Origin of the sequence: Sphingopyxis indica, from assembly GCF_032879645.1 — a bacterium.
In the GTDB taxonomy this organism is placed as follows: Bacteria; Pseudomonadota; Alphaproteobacteria; order Sphingomonadales; family Sphingomonadaceae; genus Sphingopyxis; species Sphingopyxis indica.
The window spans coordinates 3,207,580-3,226,898 of the sequence record NZ_CP076394.1 but is presented as its reverse complement, the minus strand read 5'-3'; the positions used below and the strand labels follow the sequence as shown (position 1 = coordinate 3,226,898).

15 protein-coding genes are annotated in these 19,319 nt (G+C 67.4%); 10 read left to right on the top strand and 5 right to left on the bottom strand.

The window, feature by feature from the left end:
- The first annotated feature begins 213 nt into the window (after positions 1-213).
- The 5 genes from KNJ79_RS15120 to KNJ79_RS15100 all read left to right on the top strand — a co-directional run bounded on the left by KNJ79_RS15120 (position 214) and on the right by KNJ79_RS15100 (position 7,183).
- Positions 214-1,479, top strand: coding sequence for an aldehyde dehydrogenase family protein (locus KNJ79_RS15120; RefSeq protein ID WP_317151680.1), 1,266 nt, complete (start codon positions 214-216; stop codon positions 1,477-1,479).
- Positions 1,480-1,546: 67 nt separating this feature from the next.
- Entirely contained in the window at positions 1,547-2,485 is a 939-nt protein-coding gene (locus tag KNJ79_RS15115) for a hypothetical protein (protein ID WP_317151679.1), read from the top strand.
- A 305-nt stretch (positions 2,486-2,790) separates the two neighbouring features.
- A complete protein-coding gene (gene galU, locus KNJ79_RS15110; protein WP_089213979.1) occupies positions 2,791-3,648 on the top strand; it encodes a UTP--glucose-1-phosphate uridylyltransferase GalU in 858 nt (285 codons plus the stop codon).
- A gap of 1 nt (position 3,649) precedes the next feature.
- Entirely contained in the window at positions 3,650-5,827 is a 2,178-nt protein-coding gene (locus KNJ79_RS15105) for a GumC family protein (protein WP_317151678.1), read from the top strand.
- Positions 5,828-5,839: 12 nt separating this feature from the next.
- Positions 5,840-7,183 (top strand): hypothetical protein, encoded by a 1,344-nt coding sequence (locus KNJ79_RS15100; protein WP_317151677.1) that lies wholly within the window; start codon positions 5,840-5,842, stop codon positions 7,181-7,183.
- A gap of 12 nt (positions 7,184-7,195) precedes the next feature.
- Here the strand turns inward: KNJ79_RS15100 and KNJ79_RS15095 are convergent, their stop codons facing one another.
- Positions 7,196-7,828, bottom strand: coding sequence for a DUF4126 domain-containing protein (locus KNJ79_RS15095; protein ID WP_317153931.1), 633 nt, complete (start codon positions 7,826-7,828; stop codon positions 7,196-7,198).
- A gap of 105 nt (positions 7,829-7,933) precedes the next feature.
- On the opposite strand from KNJ79_RS15095, the gene KNJ79_RS15090 reads away from it, so the two are divergent.
- Both KNJ79_RS15090 and KNJ79_RS15085 read left to right on the top strand, forming a co-directional pair.
- Positions 7,934-8,731, top strand: a complete 798-nt coding sequence (locus tag KNJ79_RS15090; protein ID WP_317151676.1) for an NUDIX domain-containing protein — start codon at positions 7,934-7,936, stop codon at positions 8,729-8,731.
- A gap of 178 nt (positions 8,732-8,909) precedes the next feature.
- On the top strand, positions 8,910-9,149 hold the full coding sequence (locus KNJ79_RS15085; RefSeq protein WP_245836420.1) for a hypothetical protein: 240 nt from the start codon (positions 8,910-8,912) through the stop codon (positions 9,147-9,149).
- Positions 9,150-9,800: 651 nt separating this feature from the next.
- Here KNJ79_RS15085 and KNJ79_RS15080 read toward each other — a convergent pair.
- On the bottom strand, positions 9,801-10,670 hold the full coding sequence (locus KNJ79_RS15080; protein WP_089213983.1) for a carbon-nitrogen hydrolase family protein: 870 nt from the start codon (positions 10,668-10,670) through the stop codon (positions 9,801-9,803).
- Positions 10,671-10,771: 101 nt separating this feature from the next.
- Between KNJ79_RS15080 and KNJ79_RS15075 the strand changes: the two genes are divergently transcribed.
- A complete protein-coding gene (locus KNJ79_RS15075; protein WP_317151675.1) occupies positions 10,772-13,702 on the top strand; it encodes a M16 family metallopeptidase in 2,931 nt (976 codons plus the stop codon).
- A 326-nt stretch (positions 13,703-14,028) separates the two neighbouring features.
- On the opposite strand, the gene KNJ79_RS15070 is transcribed toward KNJ79_RS15075, so the two are convergent.
- Both KNJ79_RS15070 and KNJ79_RS15065 read right to left on the bottom strand, forming a co-directional pair.
- Positions 14,029-15,810: a cation:proton antiporter domain-containing protein gene (locus KNJ79_RS15070; RefSeq protein ID WP_317151674.1), complete on the bottom strand. Its 1,782-nt coding sequence runs from the start codon at positions 15,808-15,810 to the stop codon at positions 14,029-14,031.
- Between the two features lie 268 nt (positions 15,811-16,078).
- Entirely contained in the window at positions 16,079-17,293 is a 1,215-nt protein-coding gene (locus tag KNJ79_RS15065; RefSeq protein WP_089213986.1) for an NADP-dependent isocitrate dehydrogenase, read from the bottom strand.
- A gap of 134 nt (positions 17,294-17,427) precedes the next feature.
- Between KNJ79_RS15065 and KNJ79_RS15060 the strand changes: the two genes are divergently transcribed.
- A complete protein-coding gene (locus tag KNJ79_RS15060) occupies positions 17,428-18,162 on the top strand; it encodes a phosphatidylserine decarboxylase (protein WP_317151673.1) in 735 nt (244 codons plus the stop codon).
- Between the two features lies 1 nt (position 18,163).
- Positions 18,164-18,958, top strand: coding sequence for a CDP-alcohol phosphatidyltransferase family protein (locus KNJ79_RS15055; protein WP_317151672.1), 795 nt, complete (start codon positions 18,164-18,166; stop codon positions 18,956-18,958).
- Here KNJ79_RS15055 and KNJ79_RS15050 read toward each other — a convergent pair.
- The gene (locus tag KNJ79_RS15050; protein WP_317151671.1) at positions 18,921-19,166 is read right to left on the bottom strand and encodes a hypothetical protein; all 246 of its coding nucleotides are present in this window, start codon (positions 19,164-19,166) and stop codon (positions 18,921-18,923) included. The genes KNJ79_RS15055 and KNJ79_RS15050 overlap by 38 nt on opposite strands.
- Between the last annotated feature and the right edge of the window lie 153 nt (positions 19,167-19,319).

Here is a 19,319-nt window from a genome sequence, read left to right as displayed (position 1 = left end):
AATTCGAAGGCGAAGCGATATGGGTTTCCGATCGAGCCGATATTTGGCTAACAAGATGAAATAATTCGTTTTTTATTTGAAGATGGCTCGCGCCTTCGCCTAAACGGCGGAAACGCCCATTGGCTCCCGTGCGATGAAACGATTCGACTTGAACTTGCCACGGATCGACGGCGGACTAGAAGCTGGGAGCGATAAGCTGTGGGGAGGGCAAGGATGCTGGAAGCGCAACGCGCGGCTTTTTACGCCGGCTTGCCGGTCTCGCCGGCCAGCCGGCGCGACCGGTTGCAGCGCGCCATGCAGATGATCGGGCAGAATGCCGAGGCGCTTTGCCGCGCGCTCGTCGCCGACGGGACGGCTCCGGATGCCGAGTCGGCGCGGGCCGCCGAAGTGGAACCAGCGCTCGCGGCGCTGCGGGCGGCGCTGGACGGCGTCGAGCGCTGGATGCAGCCCGAAAAGGCGCGCGGGCTGCTCGCTCGCTTGCGCGGCGATCATGTCGAATATCAGCCGATCGGGGTGATCGGCGTCGCCCTGCCTGCGTCGCTCCCTCTGTTCCGCATCGCGGGCCTTCTCGCGGGCATATTCGCGGCGGGCAATCGGGTCATGCTGCAATTCGATGCCGCCTCGCCGCGGCTTGCGGAGCTGGTTGGCGAGTTGGCGCCGCATTTCTTCGACCCGCTCGAACTGGCGGTCGTGACCGACGGCGGCTTTGCGGAGCTTGCTTTCGACCTGTTGCTGACGCACGAGCCGCAGGAGGATCATGCAGCAATGGCCGCGCGCTCGGGCAAGTCGCCGGTGATCGTCGGCCGCTCGGCCGACTTTGCGAAGATCGCCGGCACGATCGTGGCGCACAAACGCGCGAACGGCGGGCGAGCGCCGCTCGCCCCCGATTTTCTGCTCGCCCCCGACGATCAGGAAGAGGCGATTGCCGACTGGTTGTGGCGCGCGGCAGCGCGCGCAGGAGGGGACAGGGCATTGCTGTCCGGGACCGAACAGCGACGCCTGACCCGCCTGCTCGACGACGCGCGCGCGCGCGGGGGCGAGGTGAGGACCGCCGAGCCGCGTCGCGGCGGGATGCCGTTCCATATCGTCCGCCATGCGAGCGACGATATGCTGCTGATGCAGGAAGATATTCGCGGCCCCATCCTGCCGATCCGCAACTATGCGCGGATCGAGGACGCGATCGCGGCGATCCGCCGCCGCCCGCCGCCGCTTTCCATCTATTATTTCGGGCGCGACGCGGCCGAGCGCCGTCATGTGCTGGAGCAGAGCCTGTCCTCGGCGATCGCGATCGACGGGGCGGTTCCATCGCTGGCCAAGGCCGGGCTCGACGCGGGGCGCGACATCGGCCGCGGCGAAGCGGATTTCCGCCGGTTCAGCCGAATCCGGCGCGTCTGCCGGCCGCGGCTGTTCGGTTTTTTGGGCCGGGCCGGGCGCCGAGCCGGCGACGGAGTGGGAGAGGCCGCGCCCGCGCTTCGCTGATCGCGCGGGGGCCACGCTGCACCGCAGCAAGCTCGCACGGCCGGGCGTCTTCCACTAGCGCACGGGCATGGCCGACATGTCTTCCAGCTTCGCCCGGGGGGCGGTTTTGATCGACGCGGAAGGCGAATCCGTCTATTTCGTCCGCTCGGGCGCCGTCTATCGCGGGGTGCGCGCGCGCAACGTCGGCAACGGTCTGTTCGTGTTCCGCGAGCCGGTCCACGATGTTCAGATTATCGACGTCCGGGTTGCGGGCGGCTATCGCGTCATAGAGAATACGGCAGGGCCCGATCTGGTTGGGGCCGATTGCGTTGGGCTGCGCGTGCGCCAGGCGAGGGCGAGCGGCCTCGAACGCGGCTTCGCGCGCATCCGCTACGACAGCCACGACGGGGTGATCGAGGACGTCAGCGCCAGCGGCATGCTCACCACGGGGTCGGGCAATCTGCCCGTCGGGATCGGCTTCGCCGACACCGCGCACGACTTCCGGGTCGAGCGCTGTTCGATGCGCGGCTTTCGCTGGGACCGCGGCGAGGGTAAATATTGGAACGGCGACGGCTTTTCGACCGAGCGCGGCAATGCGCGGATCATGTTCCGCCAATGCGCCGCCTGGGACAATAGCGACGGCGGCTTCGACCTCAAATCGACCGAATCGCTGCTCGACGACTGCATCAGCGGCCGCAACGCGCGCAATTTCCGCCTCTGGTCGAGCATCCGCGCGACGCGGCTCATCAGCCTCGATCCGGTCAAGATCGGCGGCACCGGCGATACCAACCATTTCTCGATCATGTCGAGGCAGGCGGGGGGCGAGCCGCTGGTCATCTATATCGAACATCTGACCGTGAAGAGCGACCGGGGCTGGCCGATCTTCGACGTTCACGACGGGCCGGCAAAGATCATCATCGGCTCGCACGACATTCAGGTGCCGCCGGGAACGCCGCTCGTTCGCTCGCGCGGCGGCGGTTCGGTTCCCGGCGGCGTCTCCTTCGCAGGCGAGCCGCCAAAGCTCTGATCTACAGCCTTTCAAGTCTGTCCCGATTGGATTGAACCGTGGCCCCGAGCCTGTCGAAGGCCGCCTATCGACGAGAAGGCTCTTCGACAGGCTCGGGGCTACGGTGAGAATCGATTCCGCCTGAACGGGACTGGGCCCCAGCCCGGCCTCACTTTGGACACGCTTCGACGCCGGGCTCTTGCTGCGATGCAGCGTAGAGGCGCACGAACCGTTGGTCGGCGGTCGGCTCTCTCTCTGTGAACAATCCGTCTGCTGCCGATGCTGGTTTTTTGGGGGGGACCCAGCAAACCAGGAAAGGGTGGAAAATGCGAAAAATACGCAAGGCCGTATTCCCCATCGGCGGTCTTGGAACCCGGTTTCTTCCGGCGACCAAGTCGATGCCCAAGGAGATGCTTCCCGTCGTCGACAAGCCGCTGATCCAGTACGCCGTCGACGAGGCGCGCGAGGCGGGGATCGACCAGTTCATCTTTGTGACGAGCCGCGGCAAATCGCTGATCGACGATCATTTCGATCATGCGTTCGAGCTCGAGGAGACGATGGCGCGGCGCGGCAAGTCGCTCGCGACGCTCGACGGCACGCGGACGTCGCCAGGCGACATCAGCATCGTGCGCCAGCAGGAACCGCTCGGCCTTGGCCATGCGGTGTGGTGCGCGCGGCGGATCGTCGGCGACGAACCCTTCGCGGTGCTGCTCCCCGACGATCTGATGGTCGGCGAACCCGGCTGCCTCAAGCAGATGGTCGATGCCTATGCCGAACTCGGCGGCAATCTGATCTGCACCGAGGAAGTGCCGGCGGAGGACACCCGCAAATATGGCATCGTCACGCCCGGCGCGCGCGCCGGAACGATCACCGAGGTGAAGGGGCTGGTCGAAAAGCCCGCGCCCGACGCCGCGCCGTCGCGGCTGGCGGTCATCGGCCGCTACATCCTTCAGCCCGAGGTGATGGACGTGCTCAGCAGTCAGGAAGAAGGCGCGGGCGGCGAGATTCAGCTCACCGACGCGCTGGCGCGGATGATCGGGCAGCAACCGTTCCACGGCGTCACCTTCGCCGGCAAGCGCTATGACTGCGGCGACAAGAGCGGCTTCGTGACCGCGACGCTGGCGCTCGCGCTCGCGCGGCCGGACATCGCGCCGGCGGTGCGCGCCTTTCTGGCCGCCGCGTAACATGGACAGGATGGCACGGCGCCCGCCGCCCCGGCGGAATCCGGACCCGCAGGTCGATCGCGGCGCGCTGATCGACCTGCGCCATGTCGGCGCGATTTTGCGGCGGCGATGGATGGTGCTGTGCGCGGCGATGGTCGCGGCGGTGGTGATCGCCGCGGCCGCCTATCTCGCCGCCGAGCCGCGCTATCTCGCCACCGCGCAGGTCGCGCTCGAACGAACCGCGGAAAAGGTCATCAACGTCGATTCGGTGGTGCCGACCGTCGATCCGGATTCGGCGGCGGTCGATACTGAGGTGGAAGCGTTGCGCTCGCCCGAACTGATCGGGCGGGTGGTCGACCGGCTGCACCTCGACCGCGACCCGGCTTTCAACGAAGCGGCGGCGGACGGCCCCGCGCCCCGGCAGCCCGACCCGATCGGGCGCCAGCGCGCGATCAGCACGCTGTTAAGCGGCCTGACGGTCAAGCGCGACGGCCTCTCCTATGCGATCAGCGTGTCGTTCGAAGGCCGCACGCCGGTGCAGGCGGCCGAGGTCGCGAACACGCTGGTCGAGGATTATGTCTCGGGCCAGGCGGGTTCGAAGGCTCAGGCGACCAGGCGCGCGCGCGATTTCCTCGAGAAGCGGCTGACGCAGCTGCGCGCGCAGGTGCTGAGTGCCGAACGCGAGGTCGCCGACTATCGCGCGGCGCACAATCTTTTCGCCGTCTCCGACGCGAGCACGGCCACGCAGCAGGAACTGTCGGGCCTTTCGACCCAGCTCGCCGAAGCCAGGGCGGAAAATGCCGCGGCACAGGCGCGCCTGTCGGCCGCCCGCGAGCAACTCCGCCGCGGGCGCAGCGGCGAAGAGCTTGGCGATTCGCTCGATTCACCTGTGGTCAGCCAGCTCCGTGCCCAGCGTGCCGAAGCGGCACGCGAAGTCGCGGCGCTCGAGAAGCGCTATGGCCCCCGCCATCCCGAGCTGATCCGCGCGCAGAACCAGCTTCGCACGGCCGACGAGCAGATCGCCGCCGAGGTGAAGCGCATCGTCGCCAATGCCTCGATCCAGGCGCGCATCGCCAATCAACGCGCTGCCTCGCTCGCAGGATCGGTTGCGCAGTCGCAAGGCAAGCTCGCCAGCGACAATGAGGCGTCGGTGCGGCTGGGCGAATTGGAGCGCAACGCCGAATCGGCAAGGACGCTCTATCAGGCTTTTCTCGACCGCTATCGCCAGACTGTCGCGCAGTCGGGGCTCGAGCAGAGCGATTCCTATATCGTCAGCCGCGCGCGCGTGCCCGGTGCGCCGAGTTCACCCAATGCGCTGATCTATGCGGCGATGGCCGTTGTCGGCGGGCTGGGCGTGGGCGTGCTGCTCGTGGTGCTGCTCCAGCTGCTCGAACATGGGCTCGAGACGAGCGACGCGATCGAGGCGACGCTGGGTTTGCCCACGCTCGCCGCGATCCCCGACGCGGCGACCATGCCGGGCTATCGCAAGGCGGGCCTGCCCGCACCGCCGGCCGAACTTCCGGTCAAGCGCCCGCAATCCGCCTATGCCGAGGCGTTCCGCACCTTGCGCACGTCGATCCAGTTCGCCGAGGCGGCGCGCCCGGTGCGGGTCGTGGCGATCACCTCGGCCGTGCCCGGCGAAGGCAAGACCACGACCGCGATGGGCCTGGCGCGCGCCGCCGCGGCGGCGGGCGGCAAGGTGCTGCTGATCGACGCCGATGCGCGCCGGCGTGCGTCGAGCCGGCAGTTCGCCGAAGGCGCTGCCCTCGGCCTCGACGACGTGCTGAGCGGCGCGGCGACGCTGGAGCAGGCGATCGTGAAGGACGGCCTGTCGGACGCCTGGCTGTTGCCGCAGCGCCTCGATTCCAAGGGGCCCGGCCTCGCCGAAAACCCCCGCTTCGCCGAACTGATCGAGCAGGTGCGCGACCGCTACGACCTGGTCCTTCTCGACATGCCGCCGGTGCTGCCCGTCGACGACGCGCGCGTGATCGCCAGCATGGCCGACGGCGTGGTGTTCCTCGTCCGGTGGCGCCGAACCCCCGCCAAGGCGGCGTCGGTCGCGCTGCGGCGGCTGTACGACGTTCACGCCGAGGTGCTCGGCGCGGTGCTGACCCTCGTCGACGTCCGCGAAGAGGAGCGCGGCGGCTATGCGCATGGCGGCACCTCGCTGCGCGCCTATCGCCCCTATTATGCCGATTGACGGGGCGGCGCGGTGACCGCGCAGGCGCTGCCCTATGGTCCGGCCTTCGGGCCGGCCATATTGCTGCCGGTGACGGCGCTGCTCGTCGTCCCCCTCGTCATCGCCGCGCGGCGGGCGGGCAGCCTTGCCGGCGCCTTCGTGATCGTGGCGCTGTGGCTGCGCTGCATCGCCGGGGCCTATCATCTCTATATGTTCAAGCCGCTCGCGGCGGGCCTGTCGGGCAATGCGCTGCTTTCGATCGCGGTAACCGGATTCGGGCTGCTTTTCGTCGTGCGCCCACCCAATCTGGCGCTGAAATGGCTGCTGCCGGTCTATGCGCTGGTGCTGTTGGCGCTCTTGAGCGCCGGCCTGAACGGCGACGCGGCGGGCGGCGTCAATGCCGCGGTCAAATATGCCTATATGATCGTGATGCTGATCGCGGTGTTCCAGGCGCTGCGCTGCGACCCGGATGCGCATTTCCTCAGCTGGGCGATGGTGTCCTTCCTTCCGCTTCTCGTCTTTCAAGCGCTGTCGCTGGCGCTCAACCTGCCCAAGGGGTCGGAGGACGGCGGCGGGCTGGTGTGGATCGGCGGCTATAATCACGAAGCGGCGTTTTCGGTCGCGTTGCTGACCGGCTTTCTGGTCGGGTGCCTTGCGCGCTCGGCGCCGCGCGCGCCGCGCGTCGCCTTTCTGCTGGCCGCGACCCTCGGCATTTTCCTTGCGGGCTATCGCACGACGATCCTCGCGCTGGCGCCGCTGGCGCTCGCCATTTTCCTCATTGGACTGACGATGGCCGTGCGGCGCGATCAGCGCGCCGCGATGGCGGCGGTCGCGGCGGTGGCGGGGCTGATGCTCGCGTCGGTCGCCGTCCTGTCGTACGGCGACCGCTTCGCCGATCTTGCCGCCTTCCTCGCCCATCCGGGCAGCCTCATCAAGCCGCCGCGCGAGTTCGACCTGATCGAGCGGCAGATCATGTCGGCGCGTCCGCTGATCTGGAGCAGCTATCTCTACGCCTGGGCCGACGCGACCCCGCTCCAGCATCTGTTCGGCCTCGGCCCCGAAAGCTGGGAAGGGGTGTTCAAAGTCTATCCGCACAACACGCTGGTCGGAACGCTCTACGAACTCGGCTGGTTCGGCGTCGCGGCGATGGTCATGCTGTGGACGGTCATGGCCGCCGCCGCGGCATCGGCACGGGGCGAACGCCTGCTGCTGCTCGCCGCGCATGCCTCCTTCTTTGTGCTCAACATGGCGACGATGCCCTTTTGGCAGGTCGAGGGGCTGGCGCTTTACGGCCTGCTGTGCGGCTACACCATCTATTCGGCGCGCGCGGCGATACGGCCCCGGCCGGAACCCTCGCGATCGTTCGCCGAAATCTGAAGGGCGCCGCCGTCACGGCGAGCCGCTGGAACCGGGGGGCGGCGCATCGCCGAGCGCGCGCTTCAGGCCCGCCTTTATGTTGCGGAGCAGCCGGCGCAGCGCGACGATGACGACGACCGCCGCGACCGCGAGCAGGATCGCGATGGCGATCGCGAGCGGCGGGAAGGCGATCGCCAGCGCAAGGAGGCTGCTTGTTGCGACATCCTCGCCGGTCGATACCGCGGCGTTGCTATAGGGTTCGGGACTGATGTTCACGACCGCGCGCGTTGCCGCCTTCGCACCATGGCTGAGCAGCGCGCCGCCGCCGCCGAGCAGAAAGGCGCCGGCCTGCCAGACCGGATCGGAGGAATCGACCAGCGCGAGCGCGAGCAGCGCGCCGCCGAGCGGCCGGATCACGCTGTGTACGGTATCCCAGGCGGTGTCGATCCACGCGACCTTGTCGGCCAGAAATTCGGCGATGGTGCCGATCGCCGCGATACCGAGGATCCACGGATTGGCGAGCACCTGCAGCGCTTTCAGATGTTCGGGAAGCGGAAGCCAGCCAAAGTGCATCGCGACCCCGGCGGCGAGCAGCGTCAGATAGAGCCGCCATCCGGCGAGCAGGCTCAGGCTGCCCGCCACGCCCAATATCTCGACGATGCCCACAAGATCCGCTCCTGCCCATTGCGCCGCGGCGCCACCCTGCACCGCGATCGCTCCGCCCGCAATGGTGGATGACAAGCGCCGCGGCGCTGGCTATCGCTGTTTCTCATGACGGATAACAACGTGCAGCCAGGCAGTTCGCAGGCCTTGCCCGACGGCGCCATTCCCGCCGCCACGCTGGTCATCATGCGACCTTGCGAAAGCGGCGGCGCCGACGAAATCCTGATGGTGAAGCGTTCCAGGACGATGGCCTTTGCGGCGGGGGCGGTCGTCTTTCCGGGCGGCCGGATCGACCCTGACGACTATCGGGTCGCGGCCGAGCATGGCTTTGCGCCCGACGATGCCGAGGCTGCGGCGCGCGTCGCGGCGCTGCGCGAAACGCTCGAGGAAACAGGGCTCGCGGTCGGCTGGCCGACGCTGGCCGAGGAAGAGGTCGACAGGGTGCGCCGCGCGCTGCTGTCGGAAACGCTGCTGTCCGACATTCTGGCGCGGCGCGGCGACCGGCTGGCGCTCGATTCGCTCGTTCCGTTCGCGCGCTGGTGCCCCAATTTCAAGGAAGCGCGGACGTTCGACACGCGCTTCTTCGCGGTCGAGGCGCCGCCGCACCGGCACGAACTGACCGTCGAAGTCGCCGAGCACAGCCATATTTTCTGGGCAAGCGCACGCGAGACGCTGGCGATGGCCGATCGCGGCGACGTGTCGATCATCTTTCCGACGCGGCGCAATCTGGAGCGGCTCGCGCAGGCGGATAATTTCCTTTCCTTTTCGGTACATGCTGCCGCACACCCGGTCGAACTGGTTACCCCCTGGATCGAAACGCGCGGCGGCGAAACGCACCTCTGCATCCCCTCGCACCTCGGCTATCCGGTGACGAGCGAACCCTTCGAGCGTGTGCGGCGGGGGTAGGATGCTTTCAATATGGTCGCTTTTTACGTTAAGACGTTGGTCGCAATTGGTCGCTATCGGACGAAAAGGCATTGCAATTACTGGCTGCTATGCATAGAACGGCATTGCTGAAGCGGGTCGGGGGGCAAAAGCCTTCGGCGCGATTCGAGAATATCTAAAGTTCCAGTGGATGGAGAAAATGATGAATCTGCTCACCAAAGCTGCGGTCTCTCTCGCCGCGACCTCGATGATTGCGGCGCCGGTTGCGGCTTCCGCTGCTCCCGCCGTTGATGGCGCGCGTGCGACCTCGACCGCCTCGGGCCAGAACAGCCTCGAAGGTTCGAGCTGGATCATCGCCGTTCTCGCTGCTGCCGCGATCATCGGCGGCATCATCATCGCTGCCGACAACGACAGCGACACCCCGACCAGCCCGGCCTAAGCCGCGCTCGGTTCCGAGTTAGAGCAAAGGGCTCCGGATTATATCCGGGGCCCTTTGTTTTGCGTGCCCGGCAGGCGAGGATGACGGCTTTTAGGGCGGGTGTGGCTATTCGGGCGATCCTGCGCCGAATGACCGGAAGCGACCGGTTGCTGCCCTGTTGATCATCGTCACCCCGGACTTGATCCGGGGTCCATGACGTCGGCGCTGCTGTGGATCCCGGATCAAGTCCGGGATGACGAAAGAGAGCAGGCGAACGTCCGCTCCCCACCCCAAGTCGGACACCCGCCGCGAAAAAACCGCTGTCCTACATCATTCGGTTGTGCCAGCCTTCGCCCCTGCTCTTTCGATAAGTGGATAAAAGCGGCCACACACCGGTTTGCAGATGCGGACGGGAGCCTGCGCGGCATGTTCGCGGAACGCGATCCATCGGCGGCTGCACAGGGCTGAACTTTGCTGAACTTTGAAGCGACGAGGCGGACCCGGCGCGCGATTACCAAAGACGGGCGATGGCCACTGGCCGCCCCAAAGCGGATTGCCTCTCTCGTGCAAGCAACCTGCTCTCTTTGCGTCCGTTCTGCGCGCGGCGGCTCCGCTTGGGCGGTCGCCTGGCGAATCCCCAATCTGCGGCAACAGGCCTCCCCGCGACGCCGATCAGATCTTGAGGCGGCGCAGTGCGCGCGATTCGGCGAGCGGGATGGCCTGACGGGCCGTTTCGACCGCCGACGCGTCGACCGAGACCAGCGCCACCCGGGACGGCGCGGCATCCCCCTCCATCGCAGGCGCATCAACTCCGGGGCCGCCGTCGGACAGGATGTCGCCCCACGGATCGACCGCTAGGCTGTGGCCATAGGTCGTCCGGCCGTCGGCGTGTGCGCCGGCCTGCGCCGCGGCAAACAGGAAGCAGCCGGTCTCGATCGCGCGGGCGCGGAGCAGGATGTGCCAGTGCGCACGCCCCGTCGGGACGGTGAAGGCGGCGGGCACGGCGAGCAGCGTCGCTCCCGCGTCGACCAATGCCCGATAGAGTTCGGGAAAGCGCAGGTCATAGCAGATGCTGAGCCCCAGCCGGCCGAGCGGCGTGTCGGTGACGACGACCGCATCGCCGCCCGCAAAGGCGGCCGATTCGCGCCAGCTCTCGCCCGAGGGCAGCGTCACGTCGAACATGTGAATCTTGTCGTAGCGCGCGCGGATGCTGCCGTCGGCGGCGATGACGTGGCTGCGGTTGACGCGGCGTTCGCCGTCGTCGGACAACAGCGGCATGGATCCCGTGTGCAGCCACAGGCCGTGGCGCTGTGCCATTGTTTGCAGACGGCCCGGCCAGACACTGTCGGCCTCGCGCACGATATGCGGCGCGGAGCGCGCGCGGTCGCGGTCGAGCAGCACCGACATTTCGGGAAAGAAGGCCATCGCGGCACCCGCCGCCGCCGCCTCGGCAAGCGCGGCGTCCATCGCCGCCAGATTGGCGTCGGGGTCGATGCTGCTCGTCATCTGGACGAGCGCGGCGATAGGGGCGGGTGCAGCCATGATCCCGGGCTAGGGCGGTCCCGCGATCGGGGCAAGCGCTTTGGGGCCTGACCCTGGATAGTTCAGTGGCCAGCAAGGTTCGAACAGGATAAGATCGCGCGATGCGCTATTCCCCCCTGCCGCGCCCCCTGCGCCTCGGCCGTTCGATTCTCTCTGCCTGTGCCGCCGCTGCACTGCTGCTCGTTCCCTCGGCGCCCGCGCCGGCGCAGGACGCGTCGGTCACCGCGCGCGCGAAGAACGACAGCTGGCTCTATGCCGGCAGCGACATTCCGCGCGACACGGCATGGCGGTTCGGCGAACTGCCCAACGGGCTGCGCTATGCGGTGCGCAATAATCAGGTGCCGCCGGGGCAGGTGTCGATCCGCGTGCGGATGGACGTCGGCTCGATGTTCGAGACCGACGAGGAGCGCGGCTTTGCGCATCTCCTCGAACATCTGACCTTTCGCGGGTCGGAACATATTCCCGACGGCGAGGCGAAGCGCATCTGGCAGCGCTTCGGGGTGACCTTCGGCAGCGATTCCAACGCCCAGACGACGCCGACGCAGACCGTCTATCAGCTCGACCTGCCGAGCGTGACGCCGACGAGCCTCGACGAGAGCATGAAATTGCTCGCCGGCATGGTCCGCGAACCGCGCATTTCCGCTGCCGCGGTCGATGCCGAGCGCGGCGTGGTGCTGTCCGAACTGCGCGAGAATGACGGGCCGCAAAAGCGCATCGCCGACGCGACGACTGCGCATCTGTTCGCGGGCCAGCTGCTCGGCGAGCGCTCGCCGATCGGCACGCCCGAATCGCTCGCCGCAGCGCGCGCCGGCGCGGTACAGGCGTTTCACGACCGCTGGTATCGCCCGGATCGCGCGGTGGTCGTGATGGTCGGCGACGGCGATCCTTCGGAATTCGTGCGGCTGATCGAGAAATATTATGGCGACTGGCAGGCCGGCGGATCGAACCCCGAGCAACCCGATTTCGGCAAACCCGACCCCAGCGCGCCGGTTGCCAAAGAGATCGTCGAGGCGAACCAGCCGCTCTCGCTGACCCTCGCGACGATCCGCCCGTGGAAAAAGCGCATCGACACGGTCGAAAATACGCGGCGGCTCTATCTCGAATTCCTTGCGATCTCGCTGGTCAACCGCCGGCTCGAAAATCGGGCGCGCAGCGGTGGCAGCTATCTGGTCGCGACGATCGACCAGGAATATCTGAGCCGCAGCGCCGACATCACCATGGCGCAGATCGTGCCTTTGGGCGACTGGCAGGCGGCGCTCGCCGACGTCCGCGGGGTGATCGCCGATGCGCTCGAAACCCCGCCGTCGCAGGCCGACATCGACCGCGAGGCGAACGAGATCGAGGCTTTTTTGCAGAAGGAGCTGCAGAATGCGCGCAACGAACCCGGCGCGCGGCTCGCCGACGACCTCGTGCGCGCGGTCGATATCGGCGAAACCGTCACCAGCCCACAGGGGCAGGTCGACATGTTCAAGGCGATCCGCGCGTCGGCGACGCCGCAGGTGATGCTCGACATCAGCCGCGCGATCTTCACCGGACCGGTCACGCGGCTCGTGCTGACCACGCCCGAGCCGGTGCCCGGCGGCGACAAGGCCTTGCTCGCCGCGCTCGCGCGCCCGGCGACGATCAAGGACGACCGGCTCGCAGCGGTCAAGGCCGACTTCGATCAGCTTCCGAAGATCGGCGATCCGGGCACCATCGTGTCGCAAACCGCGATCCCGGGCCTGCGCGCCGAGCGCATCGAATTCGCCAACGGGGTGACGGCGCTCATCTCGAACAACCAGGTCGAACCCGGCAAGGTCCGCGTCAACGTCCGCTTCGGCAGCGGCAATCGCAGCGTTGCCGCCGACGCACCGAATCTGCTGTGGACCGGCGACTATGCGCTGATGGCGAGCGGGATCGGACCATGGGGCCAGAATGCGATCGACCAGCTCACCAACGGCCGCCAGATCGAGCTGAATTTCGACATCGACGACGACGCCTTCGAAATTTCGGCCGAAAGCCGGCCCGCCGACCTCGCCGACCAGATGAAGCTGATCGCCGGCAAGCTCGCCTTTCCGCGCTGGGATACGGCGCCGGTCGAGCGGCTGCGCGTCGGCTATCTGACCGGCTATGACCTCAACGATGCCACGCCCAACGCCGTCATCGAACGCAATTTGCAGGGCTGGCTCGCCGATGGCGATTCGCGCTGGGCGCCGCCCGACCGCGCTGCGATCGAGGCGCTGACGCCGGCCGCCTTCAAGGCCTTCTGGGCGCCCCGGCTCGCGAGCGGGCCGATCGAGGTGCAGATCTTCGGCGATCTTGCGAGCGTCGATTATCGCAAGATCCTGGCCGAAACGCTCGGCGCGCTGCCGCCGCGCCGCGCGATCGCGCCGCCGGACGGGCAGCGCGTCCATTTCGCCGAACATAATGCCAGCCCGCAGCTCGCCTATCACAAGGGCGAGAAGGGACAGGCGGCGGCGATGATCGCCTGGCCGACGAGCGGCGGGCTCGCCGCGCCGCGCGATGCCCGCGCGCTCGAGGTGCTCGCGGCGATCTTCAACGACCGCCTGTTCGACCGGCTGCGCGCCGAGGATGGCGCGAGCTATGGCCCGTCGGTCGACAGCCACTGGCCGACGGGCTTCGAGGGGAGCGGCGGCTATCTGCTCGCGGGCAGCCTGCTCGCGCCCAAGGATGTCGATCGCTTCTATGCCATCGCAAAGGAAATCGCGGCCGATCTCGTCGCGCGGCCGGTCGGCGCCGACGAGCTGGCGCGCAGCGCGGGGCCGATCCGCGAACAGGTCGCGCGCGCATCGACCGGCAACGTCTACTGGATGTTCCTGCTCGAAGGCGCGACACGTGACCCCCGCGTCGCCGCCGCGGCGCTGTCGATCGAGGACGATATTTCGGCGGTGACTGCCGCCGATATCCAGCGGCTCGCGCGCCAGTATCTGACCCCCGACAAGCAATGGTCGCTGGCGATCCTGCCCCAGGGCATGACGCTTGCCGGGGCGGCGGCGCTGAATGCTCCCGCCCCGGTGGCGGGCGGGCGTTAGAGCAAATTGCGCGAAATCTGAATCATCCGCATCCCCGAGCGAAGACGAGGGGCTCGTTCGAGCGGAGCGAGAACCGCAGCGTCGCCGCCTCGACTTCGCTCGGCAATGCCCCTCGTCTTCGCTCGGGGAAACGGTGCAGATTTCCGGCAAGATGCTCTAAAGCGCGATCATCTTTGCCGAACAGACCGTGTGCTCCCGCGAAGGCGGGGGCCCATCTCCCGGCCGCTCCATTTTGCGCCCACCGGAGATGGGTCCCCGCCTTCGCGGGGACACACGAACTTGCATGAGCGCTCCATCCAAAGACGATCAGCCTTCGGGATATGTTATCAGGCGTCTTCGCCGGCGGGGTTGGACCGCAGCCGCTCGATGCGCGGTTCGCGGTCGAGCGCGCCCTTGGTCATGATGTCGTGGCGCATCTTCGCGCGCACGTCGTGGATCGACGCGATCACCGGACCCATCGCCATGCCGAGGTCGATCAGCACCGCCTCGGCGAGTTGCAGCGAGCTTTCGAGCGTTTCGGGCACCGCGTCGCTCGCTCCGGCCTTGTAGAGCGCGCCCGCATGATCGGCGTCGCGCGCGCGGCTGATGATCGGCAGGTCGGGATATTTTTCGCGCAGCTTGCGCGTCATGCGCAGCTGCTGCACCGGATCGTCCATCGTCAGCACGATCGCATTGGCATGTTCGAGCCCCAGCCTGTCGAGGCTGTTCGGCCGCACGACATCGGCAAAGCGCACGGCAAAGCCGTCGCGCCGCGCCGCCGCCACCGTGTCGATGTCGGCATCGACCGCGACATAGGGCTGCCGATGTTCGCGCAGCAGCTCGGCGACGGTGTGCCCGACGCGCCCGAAACCGACGATGACCGTGCGCGCGACCGGCGCTTCGTCGTCGCTTTCGCCGTCGGCGCTCTTCATCTCGATGCGGCGCGCGACGTCGTGTCCGACGCGCGCGAGCAGCGGGGTGATGGTCAGGCCGATCGCGGTCACCAGCTGCCAGAATTCGGCGGTCGCGCGGCTGATCAGCTGCGCCTGATAGGCCGTCGCGAGCACGATCAGGGTCGTTTCGGACGGGCTCGACATCAGCAATCCGACCTCTGCCGCCGTCCCGCGCCGCGCGCCCGAAAAGCGCAGCAGCAGCGCGGTGACGACCGCTTTTACGACCACCACCGCGACCACCGCGAGGAGGAGTGTCGACCAGTTTCGCGCGATGGTCGCGAGGTTGAGCCCCATGCCGACGCTGATCAGGAACACGCCGAGCGCGAGCCCCTTGAATGGCGCGGTGATCGCCTCGACCTCGCCATGATATTCGGTTTCGGCGATCATCAGCCCGGCGAGCAGCGCGCCGACGATCGGTGAAAGGCCCACCGTCGCGGTCGCGAGCGCGGCGACGATGACGACGAGCAGGCTCGCCGCGAGAAACAGCTCGGGGTCCTTCGCGCGCGCGGCCTGCGCGAAGATGCGCGGCAGCAGGAACCAGCCCGCGACCGCGAGGACCGCGACGACCAGAGCGCCCTGCCACAATGTCGTGAGCAGCAGCTGGGCGTTGTCGCCGGCGGCGTTGGGCGCAAAGGCGCCGAGGATGAAGATGATCGGGACGATCGCCAGATCCTCGAACAACAGCATCGAAAAGGAGGCGCGGCCGACCGCCGAGCGCGTGCCCGCGATCGGCAGCACCAGCGCGGTCGAGGAGAGCGCGAGCGCGATGCCGAGCCCGAACGCCGCGGGCGGCGTCAGCGTCCCGATCATCAGCAGCACGCCGCCGAGGATCAGCCCGCTGACGAGCAGCTCCGCCGCGCCGACGCCGAAGACGAGCTTGCGCAGCTGCCACAGCCGCCGGAACGACAGTTCGAGGCCGATCGAGAAGAGCAGCAGGATGATGCCGAATTCGCCGAAGAGCGCGATATCCTCGGGCGATCGGATCGTGACGTGCCGCAGCCATGGATAATCGCCAGTGAGCGCGCCGAGCCCCGATGGCCCGACGAGCAGGCCGACGAGGATGAAGCCGATCACGGGGGTGATGCGGAAGCGCGCGAACGCCGGAATGACGATCCCCGCCGCGCCCAACACGACGAGGGCGTTACCAAGGCTCGAGGTTTCCGCTTCAATCGCCATGAAACGGTCTTACGAAGGCGGCCCGCGCTTGGCTAGCCACCTTTGTCAACTAAATCACTTGCTTGGGTGAGAAGGGGGGTGGGGCCGGGGACCATGGTAAGCCCCTCCTCTTCAGAGGAGGGGTTTGGGGTGGTGCAGCGGCTTGGCGTTCGGCCGAGGCCACCACCCCGCTGCGACTAACGCGCAAAGCGCGTAAGTCTCGCTGCCCCTCCTCTGAAGAGGAGGGGTTCAGGCGGTCGTCTCCTATCCACCCTAAAGCCGCCCGCCCTCAGGCGCCCATCTTCTTTTCGAGATTCTCGACGATCGCCTCGAAAAAGCCTTCGGTGGTCAGCCAGTTCTGGTCGGGGCCGATCAGCAGCGCGAGATCCTTGGTCATCTTGCCGCTTTCGACGGTCTCGATGCAGACGCGCTCGAGGTCCTCGGCGAACTTCGTCACCTCGGGCGTGCCGTCGAGCTTGCCGCGATGCTTGAGGCCGCCGGTCCAGGCAAAGATCGACGCGATCGGGTTGGTCGAGGTCGCCTTGCCCTGCTGGTGCATGCGATAGTGGCGCGTGACGGTGCCGTGCGCGGCTTCGGACTCGACGGTCTGGCCGTCGGGGGTCATCAGCACGCTCGTCATCAGGCCGAGCGAACCGAAACCCTGCGCGACGGTGTCCGACTGGACGTCGCCATCGTAATTCTTGCAGGCCCAGACGAACTTGCCCGACCATTTGAGCGCCGAGGCGACCATGTCGTCGATCAGGCGGTGCTCATAGGTGATGCCCGCTTCGTCGAACTTCGCCTTGAACTCGTCCAGATAGATTTCCTCGAACAGATCCTTGAAGCGGCCGTCATAGGCTTTCATGATCGTATTCTTGGTCGACAGGTAAACCGGCCAGCCGCGCGCGAGGCCATAGTTCATGCTGGCGCGCGCGAAGTCGCGGATCGAATCGTCGAGGTTGTACATCGCCATCGCGACGCCCGACGAGGGGAACTGGAAGACTTCCTCGTCGATGATCGTGCCGTCCTCGCCCTCGAACACCAGGCGCAGCTTGCCGGGGCCGGGAACGCGATAGTCGGTCGCGCGATACTGGTCGCCGAAGGCGTGGCGGCCGACGACGATCGGGTCGGTCCAGCCGGGGACGAGGCGCGGAACATTTTTGATGACGATCGGTTCGCGGAAGACGACGCCGCCCAGGATGTTGCGGATCGTGCCGTTCGGCGATTTCCACATTTTTTTCAGGCCGAATTCCTCGACGCGCGCTTCGTCGGGGGTGATCGTCGCGCACTTGACGCCGACGCCATATTTCTTGATCGCATTGGCGGCTTCGACGGTGATCTTGTCGTCGGTGCGGTCGCGTTCCTCGATGCCGAGGTCGTAATAATGCAGGTCGATATCGAGATAGGGGAGGATCAGGCGCTCGCGGATCCATTGCCAGATGATCCGGGTCATTTCGTCGCCGTCGAGTTCGACGACGGGGTTCGCTACCTTGATCTTGCCCATGTGCGTGCCTTTTCCTGCGGGGAGTTGAGTTGAGCGCGCCTTAGGCAATGCGGCCGAATTGATCAACTGCCCTGACGGAACCGCGACCGCGCTTATCCATTGTCAGTCCCGGAGGCGCACCGTAGAAGAACCGCATGTCGACAACCATCTCTTCGAACCGTCCGGGCGGCGGCATCAAGTGGCGCTGGCCCGCGGTTCATCCCGAGGGCCGGAAATTCCTGCTCATCGCCGCCGTGGTCACCTTGTGCTTCTGGCTGCTCGGCTGGGAAATCGCCGGGTGGCTGATGCTCGGCCTGACGATCTGGGTCGGTGCCTTCTTTCGCGATCCGGTGCGCATCACCCCGGTCGGCGCCGACCTGATCGTCGCGCCCGCCGACGGGCTGGTGACCCAGATCGCCGAGGTGCCCCCGCCGCCCGAAATCGCCGGACCCGACGGGCTCGGCGATGCGCCGCTGCTGCGCGTGTCGATCTTCATGAGCGTGTTCGACGTTCACATCAACCGCACCCCGATCGCGGGGACGCTGCGCAAGCTCGCCTATATTCCGGGCAAATTCCTCAACGCCGATCTCGACAAGGCGAGCGAGGACAATGAGCGCCAGCATTTCGTCGTCGAGCGCGCCGACGGGCTGCGCGTCGGCTTCACCCAGATCGCGGGGCTCGTCGCGCGGCGCATCCTGCCGTTCGTCAGCATGGGGACCCAGCTTGAGACCGGGCAGCGCGTCGGGCTGATCCGTTTCGGCAGCCGCGTCGACGTCTATCTGCCCGCGGGCACGACGCCGCAGGTGCTGCTTGGCCAGCGCACGCTCGCCGGCGAGACGATCGTCGCGCGCATCGGCGAGAACGGCGCGCTCGACGGCGTCGGGCAATAGGGTGACAGAGCCGGCCCAGCCTTCGCCCCGCGATCCGGGGCGGCGCCTTGGCAGCATCCCGCTGCGCGCCTTCATTCCCAATGCGATCACCGCGCTCGCGCTTTGCTTCGGGCTGACCGGGGTGCGCTTCGCGATCGGGGCGGAGTGGGAAAAGGCGCTCGCGGCGATTATCTTTGCCGGCGTGCTCGACGGGATGGACGGGCGCATCGCGCGGCTGCTGCGCGCGCAGAGCAAGTTCGGTGCCGAGCTCGATTCGCTCTCCGACGTCATCGCCTTCGGCGTCGCGCCGGCGATGATCCTCTTCCTCTGGTCGCTCGCCGATGCGCCGAAGTTCGGCTGGACCGCGGCGCTTGCGCTCGCCGTCTGCTGCGCGCTGCGCCTCGCGCGCTTCAATTCGCGCCTCGATGCCGATGTCCAGCCGCACAAGTCGGCAGGCTTCATGACGGGCATCCCCGCACCCGCCGGGGCAGGGCTCGCTTTCGTTCCCGTCTATCTGTGGCTGACGACAGGTAATACGCTGTTCCGCGAATGGTATGTCGTCATGCCGTGGGCGCTGGCGATCGCGATGCTGATGATTTCGGCGATCCCGACCTACAGCTGGTCGTCCATCCGGCTCCGGCGTTCGTGGCGGCTGTTCGCGCTCGCCGGGGTCGGCCTGCTCGGCGCGGCGCTGGTGACCGCGCCGTGGCATAGCTTGCTCGCCATTTGCATCGTCTATGTCGCGCTGCTGCCCTTCGGCATCGCAAGCTATGCAAAGGTCAGGCGGCGCGGCGCAGCTGCGGGCGCAGAGCGCTAGGGACCCGCGCGCCGCGTGGTGCCAAACGTCGCACGCTGACGATCTGCGGCGCGGGCGAGGGGCTCGGCCCCGCTGCGGCCGGGAAGGCGCCGTCGCCAGCGAGCGCCGACAGGATCGCATCGCCATTGCTGCGGACCATGGCGACGATCACCATCAGGCCGAACCCGGCGGCGAGAGCGAAGAGGAGAGCGGCGGCGACCTGACCCATGATCTTGTCCTTTCGGCAGCTTTGTGCGAAACCGTCGTCCGAACGACGTTTCCGCTCTGTTCTTCGTTCCATGTTCCCTATTTGTTCTCAACCCGCTTGCGGCGAAGCGAGTGTTTTCGCCGATGAACTGAGCCGCGCCTGCGATGTGCTGCG